This window comes from Pseudomonas sp. FP2294 (assembly GCF_030687625.1).
Taxonomy (GTDB): Bacteria; Pseudomonadota; Gammaproteobacteria; order Pseudomonadales; family Pseudomonadaceae; genus Aquipseudomonas; species Aquipseudomonas shahriarae.
Genome location: NZ_CP117441.1, coordinates 1237086 through 1252198, shown reverse-complemented (window position 1 = coordinate 1252198; position 15113 = coordinate 1237086). Strand labels below are relative to the sequence as shown.

15 protein-coding genes are annotated in these 15113 nt (G+C 62.2%); 8 read left to right on the top strand and 7 right to left on the bottom strand.

Annotated elements, in window-relative coordinates:
* Positions 1 to 146: 146 nt before the first annotated feature.
* The 3 genes from dapE (at position 147) to PSH73_RS05490 (ending at position 2558) form a co-directional block, all read left to right on the top strand.
* Positions 147 to 1298 (top strand): succinyl-diaminopimelate desuccinylase, encoded by a 1152-nt coding sequence (gene dapE, locus PSH73_RS05500; RefSeq protein ID WP_057958687.1) that lies wholly within the window; start codon positions 147 to 149, stop codon positions 1296 to 1298.
* On the top strand, positions 1298 to 2107 hold the full coding sequence (locus PSH73_RS05495; protein WP_305462075.1) for a putative RNA methyltransferase: 810 nt from the start codon (positions 1298 to 1300) through the stop codon (positions 2105 to 2107). The genes dapE and PSH73_RS05495 overlap by 1 nt, the downstream gene beginning before the upstream one ends.
* 73 nt (positions 2108 to 2180) lie before the next feature.
* Entirely contained in the window at positions 2181 to 2558 is a 378-nt protein-coding gene (locus PSH73_RS05490) for a hypothetical protein (protein WP_057445111.1), read from the top strand.
* Between the two features lie 143 nt (positions 2559 to 2701).
* Here PSH73_RS05490 and PSH73_RS05485 read toward each other — a convergent pair whose 3' ends face one another.
* Positions 2702 to 2911: a cold-shock protein gene (locus PSH73_RS05485; protein ID WP_057441757.1), complete on the bottom strand. Its 210-nt coding sequence runs from the start codon at positions 2909 to 2911 to the stop codon at positions 2702 to 2704.
* 179 nt (positions 2912 to 3090) lie between these two features.
* On the opposite strand from PSH73_RS05485, the gene plsB reads away from it, so the two are divergent.
* From plsB to PSH73_RS05470, 3 genes are read left to right on the top strand one after another with little or no spacing between them, the layout of a single operon-like run.
* Entirely contained in the window at positions 3091 to 5595 is a 2505-nt protein-coding gene (gene plsB, locus PSH73_RS05480) for a glycerol-3-phosphate 1-O-acyltransferase PlsB (RefSeq protein ID WP_120731793.1), read from the top strand.
* Positions 5596 to 5646: 51 nt separating this feature from the next.
* The gene (locus PSH73_RS05475) at positions 5647 to 6048 is read left to right on the top strand and encodes a YbaY family lipoprotein (RefSeq protein WP_057958684.1); all 402 of its coding nucleotides are present in this window, start codon (positions 5647 to 5649) and stop codon (positions 6046 to 6048) included.
* Between the two features lie 25 nt (positions 6049 to 6073).
* Complete coding sequence (locus PSH73_RS05470; RefSeq protein ID WP_057958683.1) at positions 6074 to 6760, top strand: DUF4197 domain-containing protein; 687 nt, start codon at positions 6074 to 6076, stop codon at positions 6758 to 6760.
* A gap of 83 nt (positions 6761 to 6843) precedes the next feature.
* On the opposite strand, the gene PSH73_RS05465 is transcribed toward PSH73_RS05470, so the two are convergent.
* The 3 genes from PSH73_RS05465 to PSH73_RS05455 all read right to left on the bottom strand — a co-directional run bounded on the left by PSH73_RS05465 (position 6844) and on the right by PSH73_RS05455 (position 11340).
* Positions 6844 to 7026, bottom strand: coding sequence for a hypothetical protein (locus tag PSH73_RS05465; RefSeq protein ID WP_057958682.1), 183 nt, complete (start codon positions 7024 to 7026; stop codon positions 6844 to 6846).
* 138 nt (positions 7027 to 7164) lie between these two features.
* Entirely contained in the window at positions 7165 to 10230 is a 3066-nt protein-coding gene (locus PSH73_RS05460; protein ID WP_057958681.1) for an efflux RND transporter permease subunit, read from the bottom strand.
* Between the two features lie 6 nt (positions 10231 to 10236).
* Positions 10237 to 11340: an efflux RND transporter periplasmic adaptor subunit gene (locus tag PSH73_RS05455; RefSeq protein ID WP_305462073.1), complete on the bottom strand. Its 1104-nt coding sequence runs from the start codon at positions 11338 to 11340 to the stop codon at positions 10237 to 10239.
* Positions 11341 to 11432: 92 nt separating this feature from the next.
* Here PSH73_RS05455 and PSH73_RS05450 point away from each other — a divergent pair, with 92 nt between their 5' ends.
* Positions 11433 to 12068 (top strand): TetR/AcrR family transcriptional regulator, encoded by a 636-nt coding sequence (locus PSH73_RS05450; protein WP_057958679.1) that lies wholly within the window; start codon positions 11433 to 11435, stop codon positions 12066 to 12068.
* Here the strand turns inward: PSH73_RS05450 and PSH73_RS05445 are convergent.
* Positions 12046 to 12840: a class I SAM-dependent methyltransferase gene (locus tag PSH73_RS05445; protein ID WP_186625584.1), complete on the bottom strand. Its 795-nt coding sequence runs from the start codon at positions 12838 to 12840 to the stop codon at positions 12046 to 12048. The genes PSH73_RS05450 and PSH73_RS05445 overlap by 23 nt on opposite strands.
* Positions 12841 to 12935: 95 nt before the next feature.
* Between PSH73_RS05445 and PSH73_RS05440 the strand changes: the two genes are divergently transcribed.
* Positions 12936 to 13556, top strand: coding sequence for a hypothetical protein (locus PSH73_RS05440; RefSeq protein ID WP_057441769.1), 621 nt, complete (start codon positions 12936 to 12938; stop codon positions 13554 to 13556).
* A 3-nt stretch (positions 13557 to 13559) separates the two neighbouring features.
* Here PSH73_RS05440 and PSH73_RS05435 read toward each other — a convergent pair whose 3' ends face one another.
* Positions 13560 to 14258, bottom strand: a complete 699-nt coding sequence (locus tag PSH73_RS05435) for an extensin family protein (protein ID WP_057958676.1) — start codon at positions 14256 to 14258, stop codon at positions 13560 to 13562.
* A gap of 3 nt (positions 14259 to 14261) precedes the next feature.
* Complete coding sequence (locus PSH73_RS05430; RefSeq protein ID WP_057441771.1) at positions 14262 to 15089, bottom strand: oxaloacetate decarboxylase; 828 nt, start codon at positions 15087 to 15089, stop codon at positions 14262 to 14264.
* Positions 15090 to 15113 lie beyond the last annotated feature (24 nt).

The window sequence follows — 15113 nt, the reverse complement described above, 5'->3', positions numbered from 1 at the left end:
CCCCCTTGTGGGAGCGGGCTTGCCCGCGATGGCATCGCTGCGGTGCAACTGCTACACCGCGGCGCCTGCAGCGCGGGCAAGCCCGCTCCCACATTGGATATATTTCACTCTCGTCTTGCGCCCTGACACACCTTCGGAGTTTTCCCATGACGGCCCACGCCGACCTTTCGCCGACCCTCCAACTCGCTATCGACTTGATCCGCCGCCCGTCGGTGACGCCGATCGACGCCGATTGCCAGAAGCTGATGATGCAGCGCCTGGGCGACGCCGGCTTTGCGCTTGAGCCGATGCGCATCGAAGATGTGGACAACTTCTGGGCCACCCACGGCAAGCATGAAGGCCCGGTGCTGTGCTTCGCCGGCCACACCGACGTGGTCCCGACCGGCCCGGTGCAGGCCTGGCAGAATGACCCGTTCGACGCACTGATCGACGAACACGGCATGTTGTGCGGGCGTGGCGCGGCCGACATGAAAGGCAGCCTGGCCGCGATGCTGGTGGCCTCCGAGCGCTTTGTGAAGGACTACCCGGACCACAAGGGTTCGGTGGCGTTCCTGATCACCAGCGACGAAGAAGGCCCGGCGCACCACGGCACCAAGGCAGTGATCGAGCGCCTGGCAGCACGCAAGGAGCGCCTGGACTGGTGCATCGTCGGTGAACCGTCGAGCACCACCCTGGTGGGCGATGTGGTCAAGAACGGCCGTCGCGGCTCCCTCGGTGCGACCCTGACCGTGCGCGGTGTGCAAGGCCACGTGGCTTACCCGCACCTGGCAAAGAACCCGATCCACCTGGCCGCCCCGGCCCTGGCCGAACTGGCCGCCGAGCATTGGGACAACGGCAATACCTTCTTCCCGCCGACCAGCTTCCAGATTTCCAACCTCAATTCCGGCACCGGCGCCACCAACGTGATCCCGGGTGACCTGACGGCGGTGTTCAACTTCCGTTTCTCCACCGAGTCCACCGTCGAAGGCCTGCAACAGCGGGTCGCGGCGATTCTCGACAAGCATGGCCTGGACTGGCATGTGGAGTGGGCGCTGTCGGGCCTGCCGTTCCTGACCGAGCCGGGCGCGCTGCTCGATGCGGTGTCCGCCAGCATCAAGGCCATTACCGGCCGCGAGACCCAGGCGTCCACCAGTGGCGGCACCTCCGACGGGCGCTTTATCGCGACCCTCGGCACTCAAGTGGTGGAACTGGGCCCGGTCAACGCGACGATCCATCAGGTCAATGAGCGCATTCTGGCCAGCGACCTCGATGTGCTGACCGAAATCTACTACCAGACCCTGATCAAGTTGCTCGCCTGATGCTTGCTTGCCCCATTTGCAGTGCGCCCCTCAATGAGGTGGATAGTGGCGTGGTATGCCCGGCCGGGCACCGGTTCGACCGGGCCCGCCAGGGTTACCTGAACCTGTTGCCGGTGCAGCACAAGAACAGCCGTGACCCAGGCGATAACCTGGCCATGGTGCAAGCGCGCCGCGACTTCCTCAATGCCGGGCACTACGCGCCTGTGGCCAGGCGCCTGGCCGCCCTGGCAGCCGAACGCAAACCCCAGCGCTGGCTGGATATCGGTTGCGGCGAAGGCTACTACACCGCGCAAATCGCCGATGCCCTGCTGCGCGCCGATGGTTATGCCCTGGATATTTCCAAGGAAGCAGTCAAGCGCGCGTGCAAACGCAACCCGACGCTGACTTGGCTGATCGCCAGCATGGCCCGCGTGCCGCTGGCCGACGGCAGTTGCCAGTTCCTCGCCAGCGTGTTCAGCCCCCTGGACTGGCAGGAAGCCAAGCGTCTGCTCAGCCCGGGCAGCGGCCTGATGAAGGTCGGACCGACCAGCGGCCACCTGATGGAACTGCGCGAACGCCTGTACGACGAAGTGCGCGAGTACACCGACGACAAGCACCTGGCCCTGGTGCCAGACGGCATGAGCCTGCAACACAGCGAAGTGCTGGAGTTCAAGCTCAGCCTGGCCGACCCCGGGGACCGCGCCAATCTGCTGGCGATGACCCCCCATGGCTGGCGTGCCAGCGCCGAGCGCCGCGCCCAGGTGATCGAGCAGGCCGAACCGCTGCTGGTCACCGTGTCGATGCGCTACGACTATTTCGTGCTTCAATAACCGACTATTCCGGGCCTTTGCGCCCACCCTGAATCCGCGAATGGATTTTCGAATCCCGCAACGAGGAACATCCATGCGCCAACCCGATATCGAGATTTACCTCAAGGACGCCGACGTCGACTACAAGGCTATCGCCGCCTGGCTCGGCGCTGCCCTGGGGCCGTGCACCGACTGGGTACAGAAGGGCCAGACCTACAAGTGCAAGGCCGGCAATGTGCCAGTGACCTGGCTGCCCAAGGCCGTGGGCAAATGGAACAGCCTGTACCTGGAAAGCGACCAGACCCCGTGGGAAGACGACATCGCCTGCGCCCGTGCGGCCTTTGCCGCGCTGAACGTTGAAGTGCGCTGCGCGCCGGGGACGTGGGTCGAGGAAGAAGGTGAAGAAAGCGCCGACACCTGGATTCGGATCAGCACCGACGGTGAAGAGCAGATCACCTGGAAAACCACCTGATTCTGAACTGTGAACCCAATCAGATGTGGGAGCGGGCTTGCTCGCGAAAGCAGTCAATCAGTCAACCTCTACAGTGACTGATTCAGCGCTTTCGCGAGCAAGCCCGCTCCCACATGGGTTCAGCGGCGTTGCAGAAATCTGCTTTAAAGACCGACTACATCCTCAGCCTGCAAGCCCTTGTCGCCGGTCACCACGGCGTATTCCACCTGCTGGCCCTCGGCCAGGGAGCGGTGGCCTTCACCGCGGATAGCGCGGTAGTGCACAAACACATCCTTGCCATCCTCCCGCTGGATAAAACCATAGCCCTTGGCGTCGTTGAACCACTTCACATTGCCGGTTTCGCGCGTTGTCATCTGTTTGCTCCCACTGGTTTTTATTGTTGAGTCAGTCGCATTGAACTGCCGAGTATAAGACAGGCTCAAAAACGATCAACTCAACTTTACATCGCTGCTTTTTTGCCGATTTTCGGCGAATACGGCACACTACCCGCCCGAGCGCCTGCTCGGTTTTTTCCACTCAAAGCAGCACGCCTATGACCCGCTCCCCGTTCCGCCGTCTGGTATTTGGCACCTTGCGCCGACTGTTGTACCTCTGGGTTCGCTCGGAGACGATCAACCAGTCGTCCCTCACCCTTAACCTGGACCGCAGCCGGCCGGTGTTCTACGTCCTGCAATCGCCCTCCCTGACCGAACTGGCCGTGGTGGATGCCGAGTGCACCAAGGCCGGCTTGCCGCGCCCGGTGCTGCCGGTGTCCGTTGGCCCGTTGATGGAACCGGCGGCGTTCTTCTACCTGACCCCGGACCCGGACTGGCTCGGCCGCCAGGACAAGCGCGGCGCGCCGCCGACCCTGACCCGCCTGGTCAACACCCTGACCGAGCATGCCGAAGAAAACGCCCAGATCATTCCGGTCAGCGTGTTCTGGGGCCAGTCGCCCGCCAGCGAGTCGAGCCCCTGGAAACTGCTGTTCGCCGACAGTTGGGCAGTCACCGGGCGCCTGCGCCGGCTGTTGAGCATCCTGATCCTGGGGCGCAAGACCCGAGTGCAATTCTCTGCGCCAATCAACCTGCGTGAATTGATCGAGCACAATAAAGGTCACGAACGCACCGTACGAATGGCCCAACGCATCCTGCGGGTACACTTTCGCAACCTGAAGACTGCGGTGATCGGCCCCGACCTGTCCCACCGGCGCAACCTGGTCAAAGGCCTGGTGAATATGCCACTGGTGCGCCAGGCGATCCTCGACGAGGCCGAGCGGGAAAAGATCACCCCGGAAAAAGCCAAGGCCCAGGCCCTGCGCTATGGCAACGAAATTGCCTCGGACTACACCTACACCGCCATCCGCTTCCTCGAAGTGGTGCTGAGCTGGTTCTGGAACAAGATCTACGACGGCATCAAGGTCAACAATATCGAAGGTGTGCAAAAGGTCGCCCAGGGCTACGAAGTGATCTACGTGCCCTGCCACCGCAGCCATATCGACTACCTGCTGCTGTCTTACCTCCTATTCAAGAACGGCCTGACCCCGCCGCACATTGCTGCCGGGATTAATCTCAATATGCCGGTGATCGGCAGCCTGTTGCGCCGCGGCGGGGCGTTTTTCATGCGCCGTACCTTCAAGGGCAACCCGCTGTACACCTCGGTGTTCAACGAATACCTGCATACCCTGTTCACCAAGGGCTTCCCGGTGGAGTACTTCGTCGAAGGCGGCCGCTCGCGCACCGGGCGCATGCTGCAACCCAAGACCGGGATGCTGGCGATCACCCTGCGCAGCTTCCTGCGCTCCTCGCGCATGCCCATCGTGTTTGTGCCGGTGTATATCGGCTATGAACGGGTGCTGGAAGGCCGCACCTACCTGGGCGAACTGCGCGGGGCGACGAAAAAGAAAGAGTCGATCTTCGATATCTTCAAGGTCATTGGCGCGCTGAAGCAGCGCTTTGGCCAGGTGGCGGTCAACTTCGGCGAGCCGATCAAGCTGGCGGAATTCCTCGACCAGGAGCAACCGGACTGGCGCGCCCAGGATCTGGCACCGAACTACAAGCCGGCCTGGTTGAATGAGACCACCAACCGCCTCGGCGAGCGCGTGGCCCAGCACCTCAACGAGGCGGCCGCGATCAACCCGGTGAACCTGGTAGCGTTGGCGCTACTGTCCACTAGCCGCCTGGCCCTGGACGACCAGGCCATGGCCCGGGTGCTGGACCTGTACCTGGCGCTGCTGCGCCGGGTGCCCTACTCGCCCCACACCACGCTGCCCGAAGGTGACGGCCAGGCCTTGATCAAGCACGTCAAGGACATGAACCTGCTGTCGGAACAGAGTGATGCCCTGGGCAAGATCCTCTATCTGGACGAGCAAAACGCCGTCCTGATGACCTATTACCGCAACAACGTGCTGCATATCTTCGCCCTGCCGGCGCTGTTGGCCAGCTTCTTCCAGAGCAGCTCGCGCATGAGCCGCGAACAGATCCTGCGCTACACCCGTGCGCTCTATCCGTACCTGCAATCGGAGTTGTTCATCCGCTGGACCCTGGACGAACTTGACGCAGTGGTCGACCAGTGGCTCGAAGCCTTGGTAGAACAAGGTCTGCTGCGCTTTGAAAACAACATCTACCTGCGCCCGGCGCCCAGCTCGCGCAACTTTGTGCTGCTGACCCTGCTGTCCAAGAGCATTGCCCAGACCCTGCAACGCTTCTACATGGCCATTTCCCTGCTGCTCAACAGCGGCCAGAACAGCATCAGCGCCGAAGAGCTGGAAGACTTGTGCACGGTCATGGCCCAGCGCCTGTCGATCCTGCATGGCCTGAATGCCCCGGAGTTCTTCGATAAGAGCCTTTTCCGACATTTTATTCAGACGCTGCTCGAGCAAGATGTGCTGCGTCGCGATGAAGCCGGCAAGTTGAGTTACCACGACCTGCTCGGCGAATTGGCCGAAGGCGCAGCCAAACGGGTGTTGCCGGCGGAGATTCGCCTGTCGATCCGCCAGGTCGCGTTGCACCGCAATGAAGAAGCGCCCGCACCGGACGCCGAGGCGGACGAAACCCGCTAGATTTACCAGGGCGCCAGGGTGTTTCTGGCGCCGTTGACAAGGAGCTGTACCATGAAAAAAATCATCCTCTTGGGCCTGACCGCCCTGCTGGGAGCCTGTCACTCGATGAATCCTGCGCCCAAAGCCAGCCTTGATGGCGAGGTGTTCTACCTGCAACGCATCGCCCTGCCGCCTGCCGCGACCTTGAGCGTCAGCCTGCAGGATGTGTCCCTGGCCGATGCGCCCGCCGTCACCCTGGCCGAGCAGAAAGGCCCGGTCAACGGCCAGGTGCCGCTGCCCTTCCACCTGAGCTACGACCCGGCCCAGGTCAAGCCTGGCCACAGCTATTCGGTCAGCGCTCGCATCGAGCTGGATGGCAAGCTAATGTTTATCACCACCGAGCGCCATTCGGTGCAGTTGAACGGCCAGGATTCCCAGCCGCTGCGCCTGCGCGTTGACGCCGTTGCCCACTGATCCAGTCGATTAAAAGGAAGCGCCCATGCTCCGTAACTCTCTTCGCCTCACCACCTTGTGTGCCGGCCTGCTGCTCGGTGCCAACGCCATGGCCCTGTCCCTCGGTGACCTGTCCCAGGGCGACGCTACCGGCGGCCTCAAGGACGCCCTGACCCAAGGCGCACAGATTGCCGTCAAGCAACTGGGGGCTCCCGGTGGCTTCAGCAACAACCCCGAAGTCAAGATCGGTTTGCCGGGCAAGCTGGAGAAAGCCGCCGGCGCCCTGAAAATGCTCGGGATGGGCGATCAGATCACCCAGCTTGAAGACAGCATGAACAAGGCTGCCGAATCCGCCGTGACCCAGGCCCAGCCGATTCTGGTGAATGCCGTGAAAAACATGAGCGTGAACGACGCCAAGGGCATCCTCAGCGGTGGCCAGGATTCGGCGACCCAGTATCTGGACAAAAGCAGCCGTGAGCAGATCCGCGCCAAGTTCCTGCCGATCGTCAAGCAATCCACGGACAAGGTCGGTGTAGCCCAGCAATACAACGCGCTCGCCAAAAAGGCGCCCCTGGGTTTACTGGGTGGCAAGAGCGACAGCGTCGAAAACTACGTGACTGAGCAAGCGCTGGACGGCTTGTTCAAGATGATTGCCCAACAGGAAGAAAGCATTCGCCAGAACCCGGCAGCCGCCGCGACCAGCCTGGCGAAGAAAGTGTTCGGTGCCCTCTAGGTACACCGTCGGTAACAAACAACAACGCCCCGAATAATTGGGGCGTTGGTGTTATTGCCCAGCGGACATGCCCCTTACTACCATCAGCTGTAGCTGATTTTTCCCTCGTACTTGATGGTACTGGAGAACTGCGGCGGTTGAGCGTGGTGGTGGTGGTGGCAGGGCGGAGGCTTGCATTTGGATTTACCGCGCTTGCCCATTTTGAAGGCCATCATCGGCATCATGCCCAGACCTATACCTATACCACCCATTGCAAATAAACCCATAGGTAATTCCTCGCAGGTTGATAAAGCCTTGTTCTGTAACAACCCCGTTGCCAGAAGAAGGTACCTGTAACTCAGGTACCCCTAAGTGGCAAACACGCAGGAAAAAGTTCCTAAACCCTGTAGCCGATTCACGCAGGCTTATGCCGAGTGCGGCTTGACCCGGAACCACGCCGCATACAGCGCCGGCAAAAACAGCAGCGTCAACGCCGTCGCCACAATCAACCCGCCCATGATCGCCACCGCCATCGGCCCGAAAAACACACTGCGCGACAGCGGGATCATCGCCAACACCGCCGCCAGGGCCGTCAGCACAATCGGCCGGAAGCGCCGCACGGTGGCTTCGATAATCGCCTGCCAAGGCTCCAGGCCTGCCTTGATGTCCTGCTCGATCTGGTCCACCAGGATCACCGAGTTACGCATGATCATCCCCGACAACGCGATGGTCCCCAACATGGCCACGAAGCCAAACGGCTGGCGGAACACCAGCAGGAACAGCGTCACCCCGATCAGCCCCAGCGGCGCGGTCAGGAACACCATGGCCGTGCGCGAGAAGCTGCGCAGTTGTAGCATCAGCAAGGTCAGCACCACCACGATAAACAGCGGCACCCCGGCCTTCACCGAGTTCTGCCCTCGGGCGGAGTCTTCCACGGTGCCGCCCACGTCCAACAGGTAACCGTCCGGCAATTCGGCACGTACATCGGCCAGGGTCGGCAGGATCTGCTGGACCAGGGTCGCCGGTTGCTCCTTGCCGTAGATATCAGCACGTACAGTCACCGTTGGCAGGCGGTTGCGGTGCCAGATAATGCCCTCCTCGAAGCCATATTCCAGGGTGGCGATCTGCGACAGCGCCACGCTGGTGCCGTTGTCGGTCGGCACCGCCAGGCTCGGCAGCAGCGACAGTTCGGTGCGCTCATGCACGGTGCCGCGCAGGAGGATTTCGATCAACTCGTTGTCTTCCCGGTATTGGCTGACGCTGGAGCCGGTCAGGGAACTCTGGAGGAATTTCGACAGGTTGGCGGTGCTCACGCCCAAGGCGCGGGCGCGGTCCTGGTCGACATTGAGGTAGACGATCTTGCTCGGCTCTTCCCAGTCCAGATGCACGTTGACCACGTGGCTGTTCTCACGCACCTTGGCCGCGACCTTGCGCGCCAGGGCCCGCACTTCTTCGATGTGCTCGCCGGTCACGCGGAACTGCACCGGGTAACCAACCGGCGGGCCGTTCTCCAGGCGGGTGACCCGCGAACGCAGGTCGGGGAATTGCTCGTTGAGGGTTTCGATCAACCAGGTGCGCAGGGTTTCGCGCTCCTCGATGGTCTTGGCCAACACCACAAACTGGGCAAAGCTGGCCGCCGGCAGTTGCTGGTCCAGGGGCAGGTAGAAGCGCGGTGAGCCGGTGCCGACATAGGCCACATAGTTTTCGATCCCCTCATGCGCCTTGAGCAAGCCTTCGAGACGCTTGACCTGCTCGGCGGTGCTGCTCAGGGAGGCGCCTTCCGCCAGTTTCAGGTCGACCATCAGTTCCAGGCGCCCGGACGCCGGGAAGAATTGTTGCGGGACAAAACGGAACAGCGCCACCGAGCCGATAAACAGCAGCACGGTCAGCACAATCACGGTTTTGCGGCGGCGCACACACCACTCCACCCAGCGCCTTACGCGCTGGTAGAACGGCGTGCCGTACGGATCCGGCCCATCAGTACCGTGCTTGGCCGCATGAATTTTCGCCAGGTCCGGCAGAAGCTTTTCCCCCAGATACGGCACAAACACCACAGCGGCGACCCACGAGGCCAGCAGCGCGATGGTCACCACCTGAAAGATCGAGCGGGTGTATTCGCCGGTACTCGATTGCGCGGTGGCAATCGGCAGGAAGCCGGCTGCGGTGATCAGCGTACCGGTGAGCATCGGAAACGCCGTACTGGTCCAGGCGAAACTGGCTGCCTTGAGACGGTCGTAGCCCTGCTCCATTTTGATCGCCATCATTTCCACGGCGATGATCGCGTCGTCCACCAACAGGCCCAGGGCCAGGACCAGCGCCCCCAGGGAAATCTTGTGCAGGCCGATCCCCAGGTAATACATGCAGGCAAACGTCATCGCCAACACCAGCGGAATCGCCAATGCCACCACCATGCCGGTGCGCACACCGAGGGAGAAGAAACTCACCAGCAATACAATCGCCAAGGCCTCGGCCAAGACCTGGACGAATTCGCCCACGCTGGTCTTCACCGCAGCCGGCTGGTCCGACACCTTGCGCAGTTCCATGCCTGCCGGAAGGTTCTTCTGCAGGCGTGCGAACTCGCCCTCCAGGGCCTTGCCCAGTATCAGGATATCGCCACCATCGCGCATGGCCACGGCCAGGCCGATTGCGTCGTCCCCCATATAGCGCATACGCGGCGCCGGTGGGTCGTTGAAGCCCCGGTGAATCTCGGCCACATCGCCGATGCGGAAGGTACGGTCGCCGACGCGGATCGGGAAATTGCGGATCTCTTCGACCGTCTTGAAGTTACCCGACACCCGCAGTTGCACGCGCTCGCTCGGGGTCTCGAAGAACCCGGCGGTGGATACCGCGTTCTGCTCCTGCAACGCCTGCTGCACCGCTGCCAGGGGCAGGCCGAGGGTGGCGAGCTTGAGGTTGGACAGCTCGATCCAGATCTTCTCGTCCTGCAACCCCAGCAGCTCGACCTTGCCCACATCCGGCACCCGTTGCAGCTGGATCTGGATACGGTCGGCGTAGTCCTTGAGCACCGCGTAGTCAAACCCCTCGCCGGTCAGGGCGTAGATATTGCCAAAGGTGGTGCCGAATTCGTCGTTGAAGAACGGGCCCTGGATGTCCGGTGGCAGGGTCTGGCGGATATCGCTGATCTTCTTGCGCACCTGGTACCACAGGTCGGGAATCTGCGCCGAGTGCATCGAGTCCCGCGCCATAAACGTGACCTGGGATTCGCCCGGGCGGGAGAACGAGACAATGCGCTCGTACTCGCCGGTTTCCATCAGTTTCTTTTCAATGCGCTCGGTGACCTGGCGCGAGACTTCCTGGGCCGTGGCCCCTGGCCAGTTGGTCTTGATGACCATGGCTTTGAAGGTGAACGGCGGGTCTTCACTTTGCCCCAGCTTGGTGTAGGACAACGTACCGACGACGGCCAACAGCAGCATCAGGAACAGGACGATCTGGCGATTGCGCAACGCCCATTCGGAAAGATTGAAACCCATCGGGGACTACTCCTTGTTGGCCGTCAGATTCACCACCCGGTTGGAGCGATCCACCGGGCGTACTTGCTGGCCCTCATGGAGCACATGGACACCGGCGGCAATCACCCAGTCGGAGGGGCTCAGGCCTTCAAGCACCGGTACGCTTTTTTCGCCGAACGCGCCGATGCGCACCGCCGTGCGCTTGAGGGTGTTATCCGGCTTGACCAGCCAGACGTAGGACGCGCCGTTCTCTGCGCTGAGGGCAGACAGCGGCACCGACAACGGAATCACGCCGTCGGCCTGGATAAAGACCCTCGCGCTCTGCCCCAGCTCCGCCGGGACTTTGCCGGCGTTGAAGGCGACACGGGCGGCGAAGGTGCGCGACTTGGGATCGGCCGCCGGCGACAGCTCGCGAATGCGCCCCTCGAAGCGTTGGTCGGGCTGGCTCCACAGCTCCACGGAGACCGGCTGGCCGACCTTGAAGCGACCGAAGCTCTGCTCCGGGAAGCTGATCAACACTTCACGCTCGCCATCGGTGGCCAGGGTGAACACGGTCTGCCCGGCCGACACCACTTGCCCGACTTCCACTGCACGCTTGGCGACCACGCCATCCTGGGGGGCGCGCAGCACGGCATAGCCGGCCTGGTTATTGGCCACGTCGAATTCAGCCTTGATCTGCTGCAGGCGTGCGACACCAGAACGGTAGAGGTTTTCGGAATTGTCGTACTGGGAACGGCTGACCATCTGACGGTCCATCAGGGTCTTGTAGCGATCACGCTCGGCCCGCACCAGGCTCAGGTTGGCCTCGGCTGCCGTGACCTGGGCACGGGTGGCCTGCAGTTGCAGGCGTACATCCTGGGGATCGAGTTCTGCCAGCGGCTGGTTGGCCTTGACGCGCTCGCCCTCCTCCACCAGCCGGCGACTGACTTTGCCACCAATGCGAAAGGCCAGGTCCGGCTCATAACGGGCGCGAACCTCGCCTGGATAACTGTCCATTGCCAGCGCCGAGGGCTGTGGCTGCACCACCATGGCCGGGCGGACGGTGGTTTGGGCCGCTTCTTCATGGCCGCAGGCAGCCAATAAAAGAGCAAGGCTGGCAGGCAACGCGAGGTGCAGAAAAATGCTGCGCATGCTGAAGGACCTTTCGCAAATGGTGCTTGGAGTAATTATACTGGCCAGTATGTTATTAATACCAAACTCACCAGTCCAGTATTAAAGTGAAAATGTCCGACAATCCTGTAAACACCAATAGCCCCGGGCGTCCCAAGGACATGGCAAAACGCCAGGCAATCCTCGACGCGGCGAAAATCCTGTTTTTGAGCAATGGTTACGCGAGTACCAGCATGGATGCCGTGGCCGTTGAGGCTGGCGTGTCGAAACTGACGGTCTACAGCCACTTCACCGACAAGGAAACGCTGTTCACCGCCGCCGTTGAGGCCAAGTGCGAAGCACAACTGCCGGTGATGTATTTCGAGTTGCCGGACGACGTGCCAGTGGAGAAGGTGCTGCTGAACATCGCCCGAGGCTTTCACCTGCTGATCAACAGCGAGGAATCGGTGAACCTGCATCGCCTGATGATGACCTCAGGCAATCAGGATCCGAAGCTGTCGCAGATCTTCTTCGAAGCCGGCCCCATGCGGATGTTGCAGGGCATGGAGCGCCTGCTGGGCAAGATCAATCAAAGTGGCGCATTGCGCATCGACAAGCCGTTTACCGCAGCCGAGCACTTCTTTTGCCTGCTCAAGGGCACGGCAAACTTCTGCTTGCTGTATGGCTGCGGCGAACGCTTGAGCGAAGCGGCCGCCGAGGAGCATGTGCAGGAAGTGGTGGGATTGTTTATGCGGGCGTACCGGCCTTGAGCGCTTTCTTCGGATAAATATCGTACCGGCTGGATTTGCCATCCAGCGCATGGCTCGGCTTGGGCCCCTCAATGCACGGCGCCTTGCGTGGGCGCTTCACCACCACCCGGTGGCTGGCCAGGGCCAAGGCCGCCGCGAGCAATGCCGGGGCATCCGGATCGTCACCCACCAGCGGGCGGAACAGGCGCATTTCCTTCTTCACCAGGGCGGTTTTCTCCCGATGGGGAAACATTGGGTCGAGGTAGATCACCTGCGGCAGCTCACCTTCCCAATTACGCATCACCTCGATGGAATTGCCCTTGAGCAGGGTCATCCGCGCAACAATCGGCGCCACTTCAAAATCCTCCGCCCCACGCGCCAGGCCATCTTCGAGCAAGGCACCGATCAACGGCTGACGTTCGATCAGGCTCATCTCGCAGCCCAGGCTGGCCAGCACGAAGGCATCCTTACCCAGGCCGGCCGTGGCATCCAGCACTCGCGGGCGCACGCCTTGGGAGACCCCCACCGCCTTGGCAATCATCTGCCCGCTGCCCCCCCCATAGAGCCGCCGATGGGCAGCACCGCCCTCGACAAAATCCACCCGCACCGGGCCAGGCGCATCCGGGCCCAGCTGTTGCAGCTGCAGGCCATGCTCACCCACTTGCAGGGCAAAATCGGCGTCCGCCAGTTGCAACGGCAGGCCGAGCTGCTCGGCCCAGTGCTGGGCACGGGCCTGAAAACCGTCGGCCAAGGCCTCGACCCGAATGCGGCTGGCCGCGGGTTGTTCGCTCATCGTTTACTACGCTCAAAAATATTAAGGATCGGCAAACAGCGGCCGATAAAAAAGGATCAGGCATTTTGCCAGACCCTGAGCGTCGACCGAGAGAAATGTCAGACATTCATTCCCTATTCACCGGTGTCCTGCCGACCCACAACCACTTCGGCCTGCGCAATACCCAAGCGCTGGCCGGCGTCAGTCATGTGTGGCAGGACTTCTTCGCCCGGGCGTTGGCCGAGCAGCTTGGCCAGGAGCCAGGTGCGCAGCTGGCCGCCGATCCGGTGCCGGTGGATGCCTCGGTCGAACCCAGCGCCGGCAGCGACCTGCTGACGCAAATCGTCACCCAGCGTCATTGCGATGTCCAGGACACCGAGATCGCCCCGCCTGAGCCACTGTTCCTGCCGATTGCCGAGTTCGAACTGGAGTTGCTGCCACCGGCGGCCGTGCCGTTCCCGGAGGATGAAATCGTTGCCCAGCAACGCCAGCAGAACTTCGAGAGTGGCTGGGTACGGCCGATCGTCCTGACCGCCGGCCAGCCATTGCCCGAGCCAGGCCCGGCGCCGCAACCCAAGCCGCTGTTCCTGCCGATTGCCGAATTCGAACTGGACCTGCTGCCACCGGCGGCCGAGCCATACCCCGACGAGGAACTGGTGCAACAGCAAAAGGCCCTGGACTTCGATTGCGGCTGGGCCCGCCCATTGATCCTCAACAACCTGCGCCTGGCGGCCTGACCCTTAGCGGCACACCCACCAACGCCCCATATCCAAATGGAAATGGTTGCGATGGGCGGCGTTGTAATCCGGGCTCAAGACCACGTTGAAATCATTGCACGCACTGTCGCGCACCTGCCGCAAAAAACGCGCGCTGGCCCCCTCTCCTGGCCAATCCTTCAACACATTGATGCTGCGTCCATCCGCCAGGCGAAACCCGGCAATGTCCAGGGCATTGGCCGAGGCATGCTGGCTGAGTCGCCCTTCAGCCCGCCCATACATATTGCGGCAGGCAAAACTGCCGAGGTGATCGACCCGCGTCACCGCCTGGCCAAACACCGCCTGGGCAGCCGGCTGCAAGCTGTGGCGCTCGAACAGGGCAAACGCCACCGCCAAGGGGCAACTGGCGAGAAAACTGCTGCTCAACCCCACCTCCGCGCCCTGAACCCGCAACGTGTTGCGCAATGGGCAAGCCGCATCCGCCGGGCTGTCCGCTTGATGGCTGACCCGCAACCCGGAGGTTTTCAGCACCTGGTCGCACAGGGTGGGATCGTCCTGCAAGCGCCCCAGTTTGAAGCGGGTCAGCAGGTTAGGCGCAGCTTGCACATCCAAGGGCGCCCAGGGGTTCCACTCGGCGGGCAGCGGCACCCAGCCGCGCCAGATGCCTACGAGTAGGCCGCCGGCGAGGAGCAGCAACACACCCAACACTTTGAAAAAAGCCACGTCTCAACCCTTGCACAACTGATTTGCCTGGCTGAACGGCATCGAGCGCTCGGTAAAGGTGAAGGTTCCCAGCTCCTGAACCTCCCGCGCGGCCCTGAAGAACTCCCCATAGGCCGCCAGGGCCATGGCCGAGCCGACGCTGATGCGCTTGACGCCCATCTCGCTCAGTTGCGCCACCGAGAGCTTGAGGCCACCTGACATCAACACATTCACCGGTTTTGGCGCCACCGCCCGCACCACCGCCAATACTTCCTCAGCACTGCGCAGGCCCGGGGCATACAACACGTCGGCACCCGCTTCGGCGTAGGCCTGCAAACGGCGAATAGTGTCGGGAAAATCCAGGCGACCATGTAGGAGGTTTTCCGCACGGGCCGTCAGCATGAAGGGAAATGGCAAACTGCGTGCCGCAGCGACGGCAGCCTCGATGCGTTCAACAGACAGATCAAAGGGGTAGATCGGGTCGACCGCAATCCCGGTAGCGTCTTCGATAGAACCGCCGACGATGCCAGTAGCGGCTGCCCGCAACAGGCTTTGGGCACAACCTTGAGGCGTATCGCTGAAGCCGTTTTCCAGGTCCGCCGCCACCGGCAGCGCGGTGGCCTGAACGATCATCCCGGCGTTGCCCAGAGTATCCTCCAGCGACAGCGCGCCTTCAGCATCCGGGCGCCCCAGACTGAAGGCAAAACCCGCGCTGGTAGTGGCCAGGGCTTCAAAACCGAGGCTGGCGAGCATCTTGGCGGAACCGGCGTCCCACGGGTTGGGCATCACGAATGCACGATCACGCTCGTGCAGGGCTCGAAAGGATTCGGCGCGAAGGGTTTGGGCATCCATGACTGACTCCAGGCACAAAAAAAC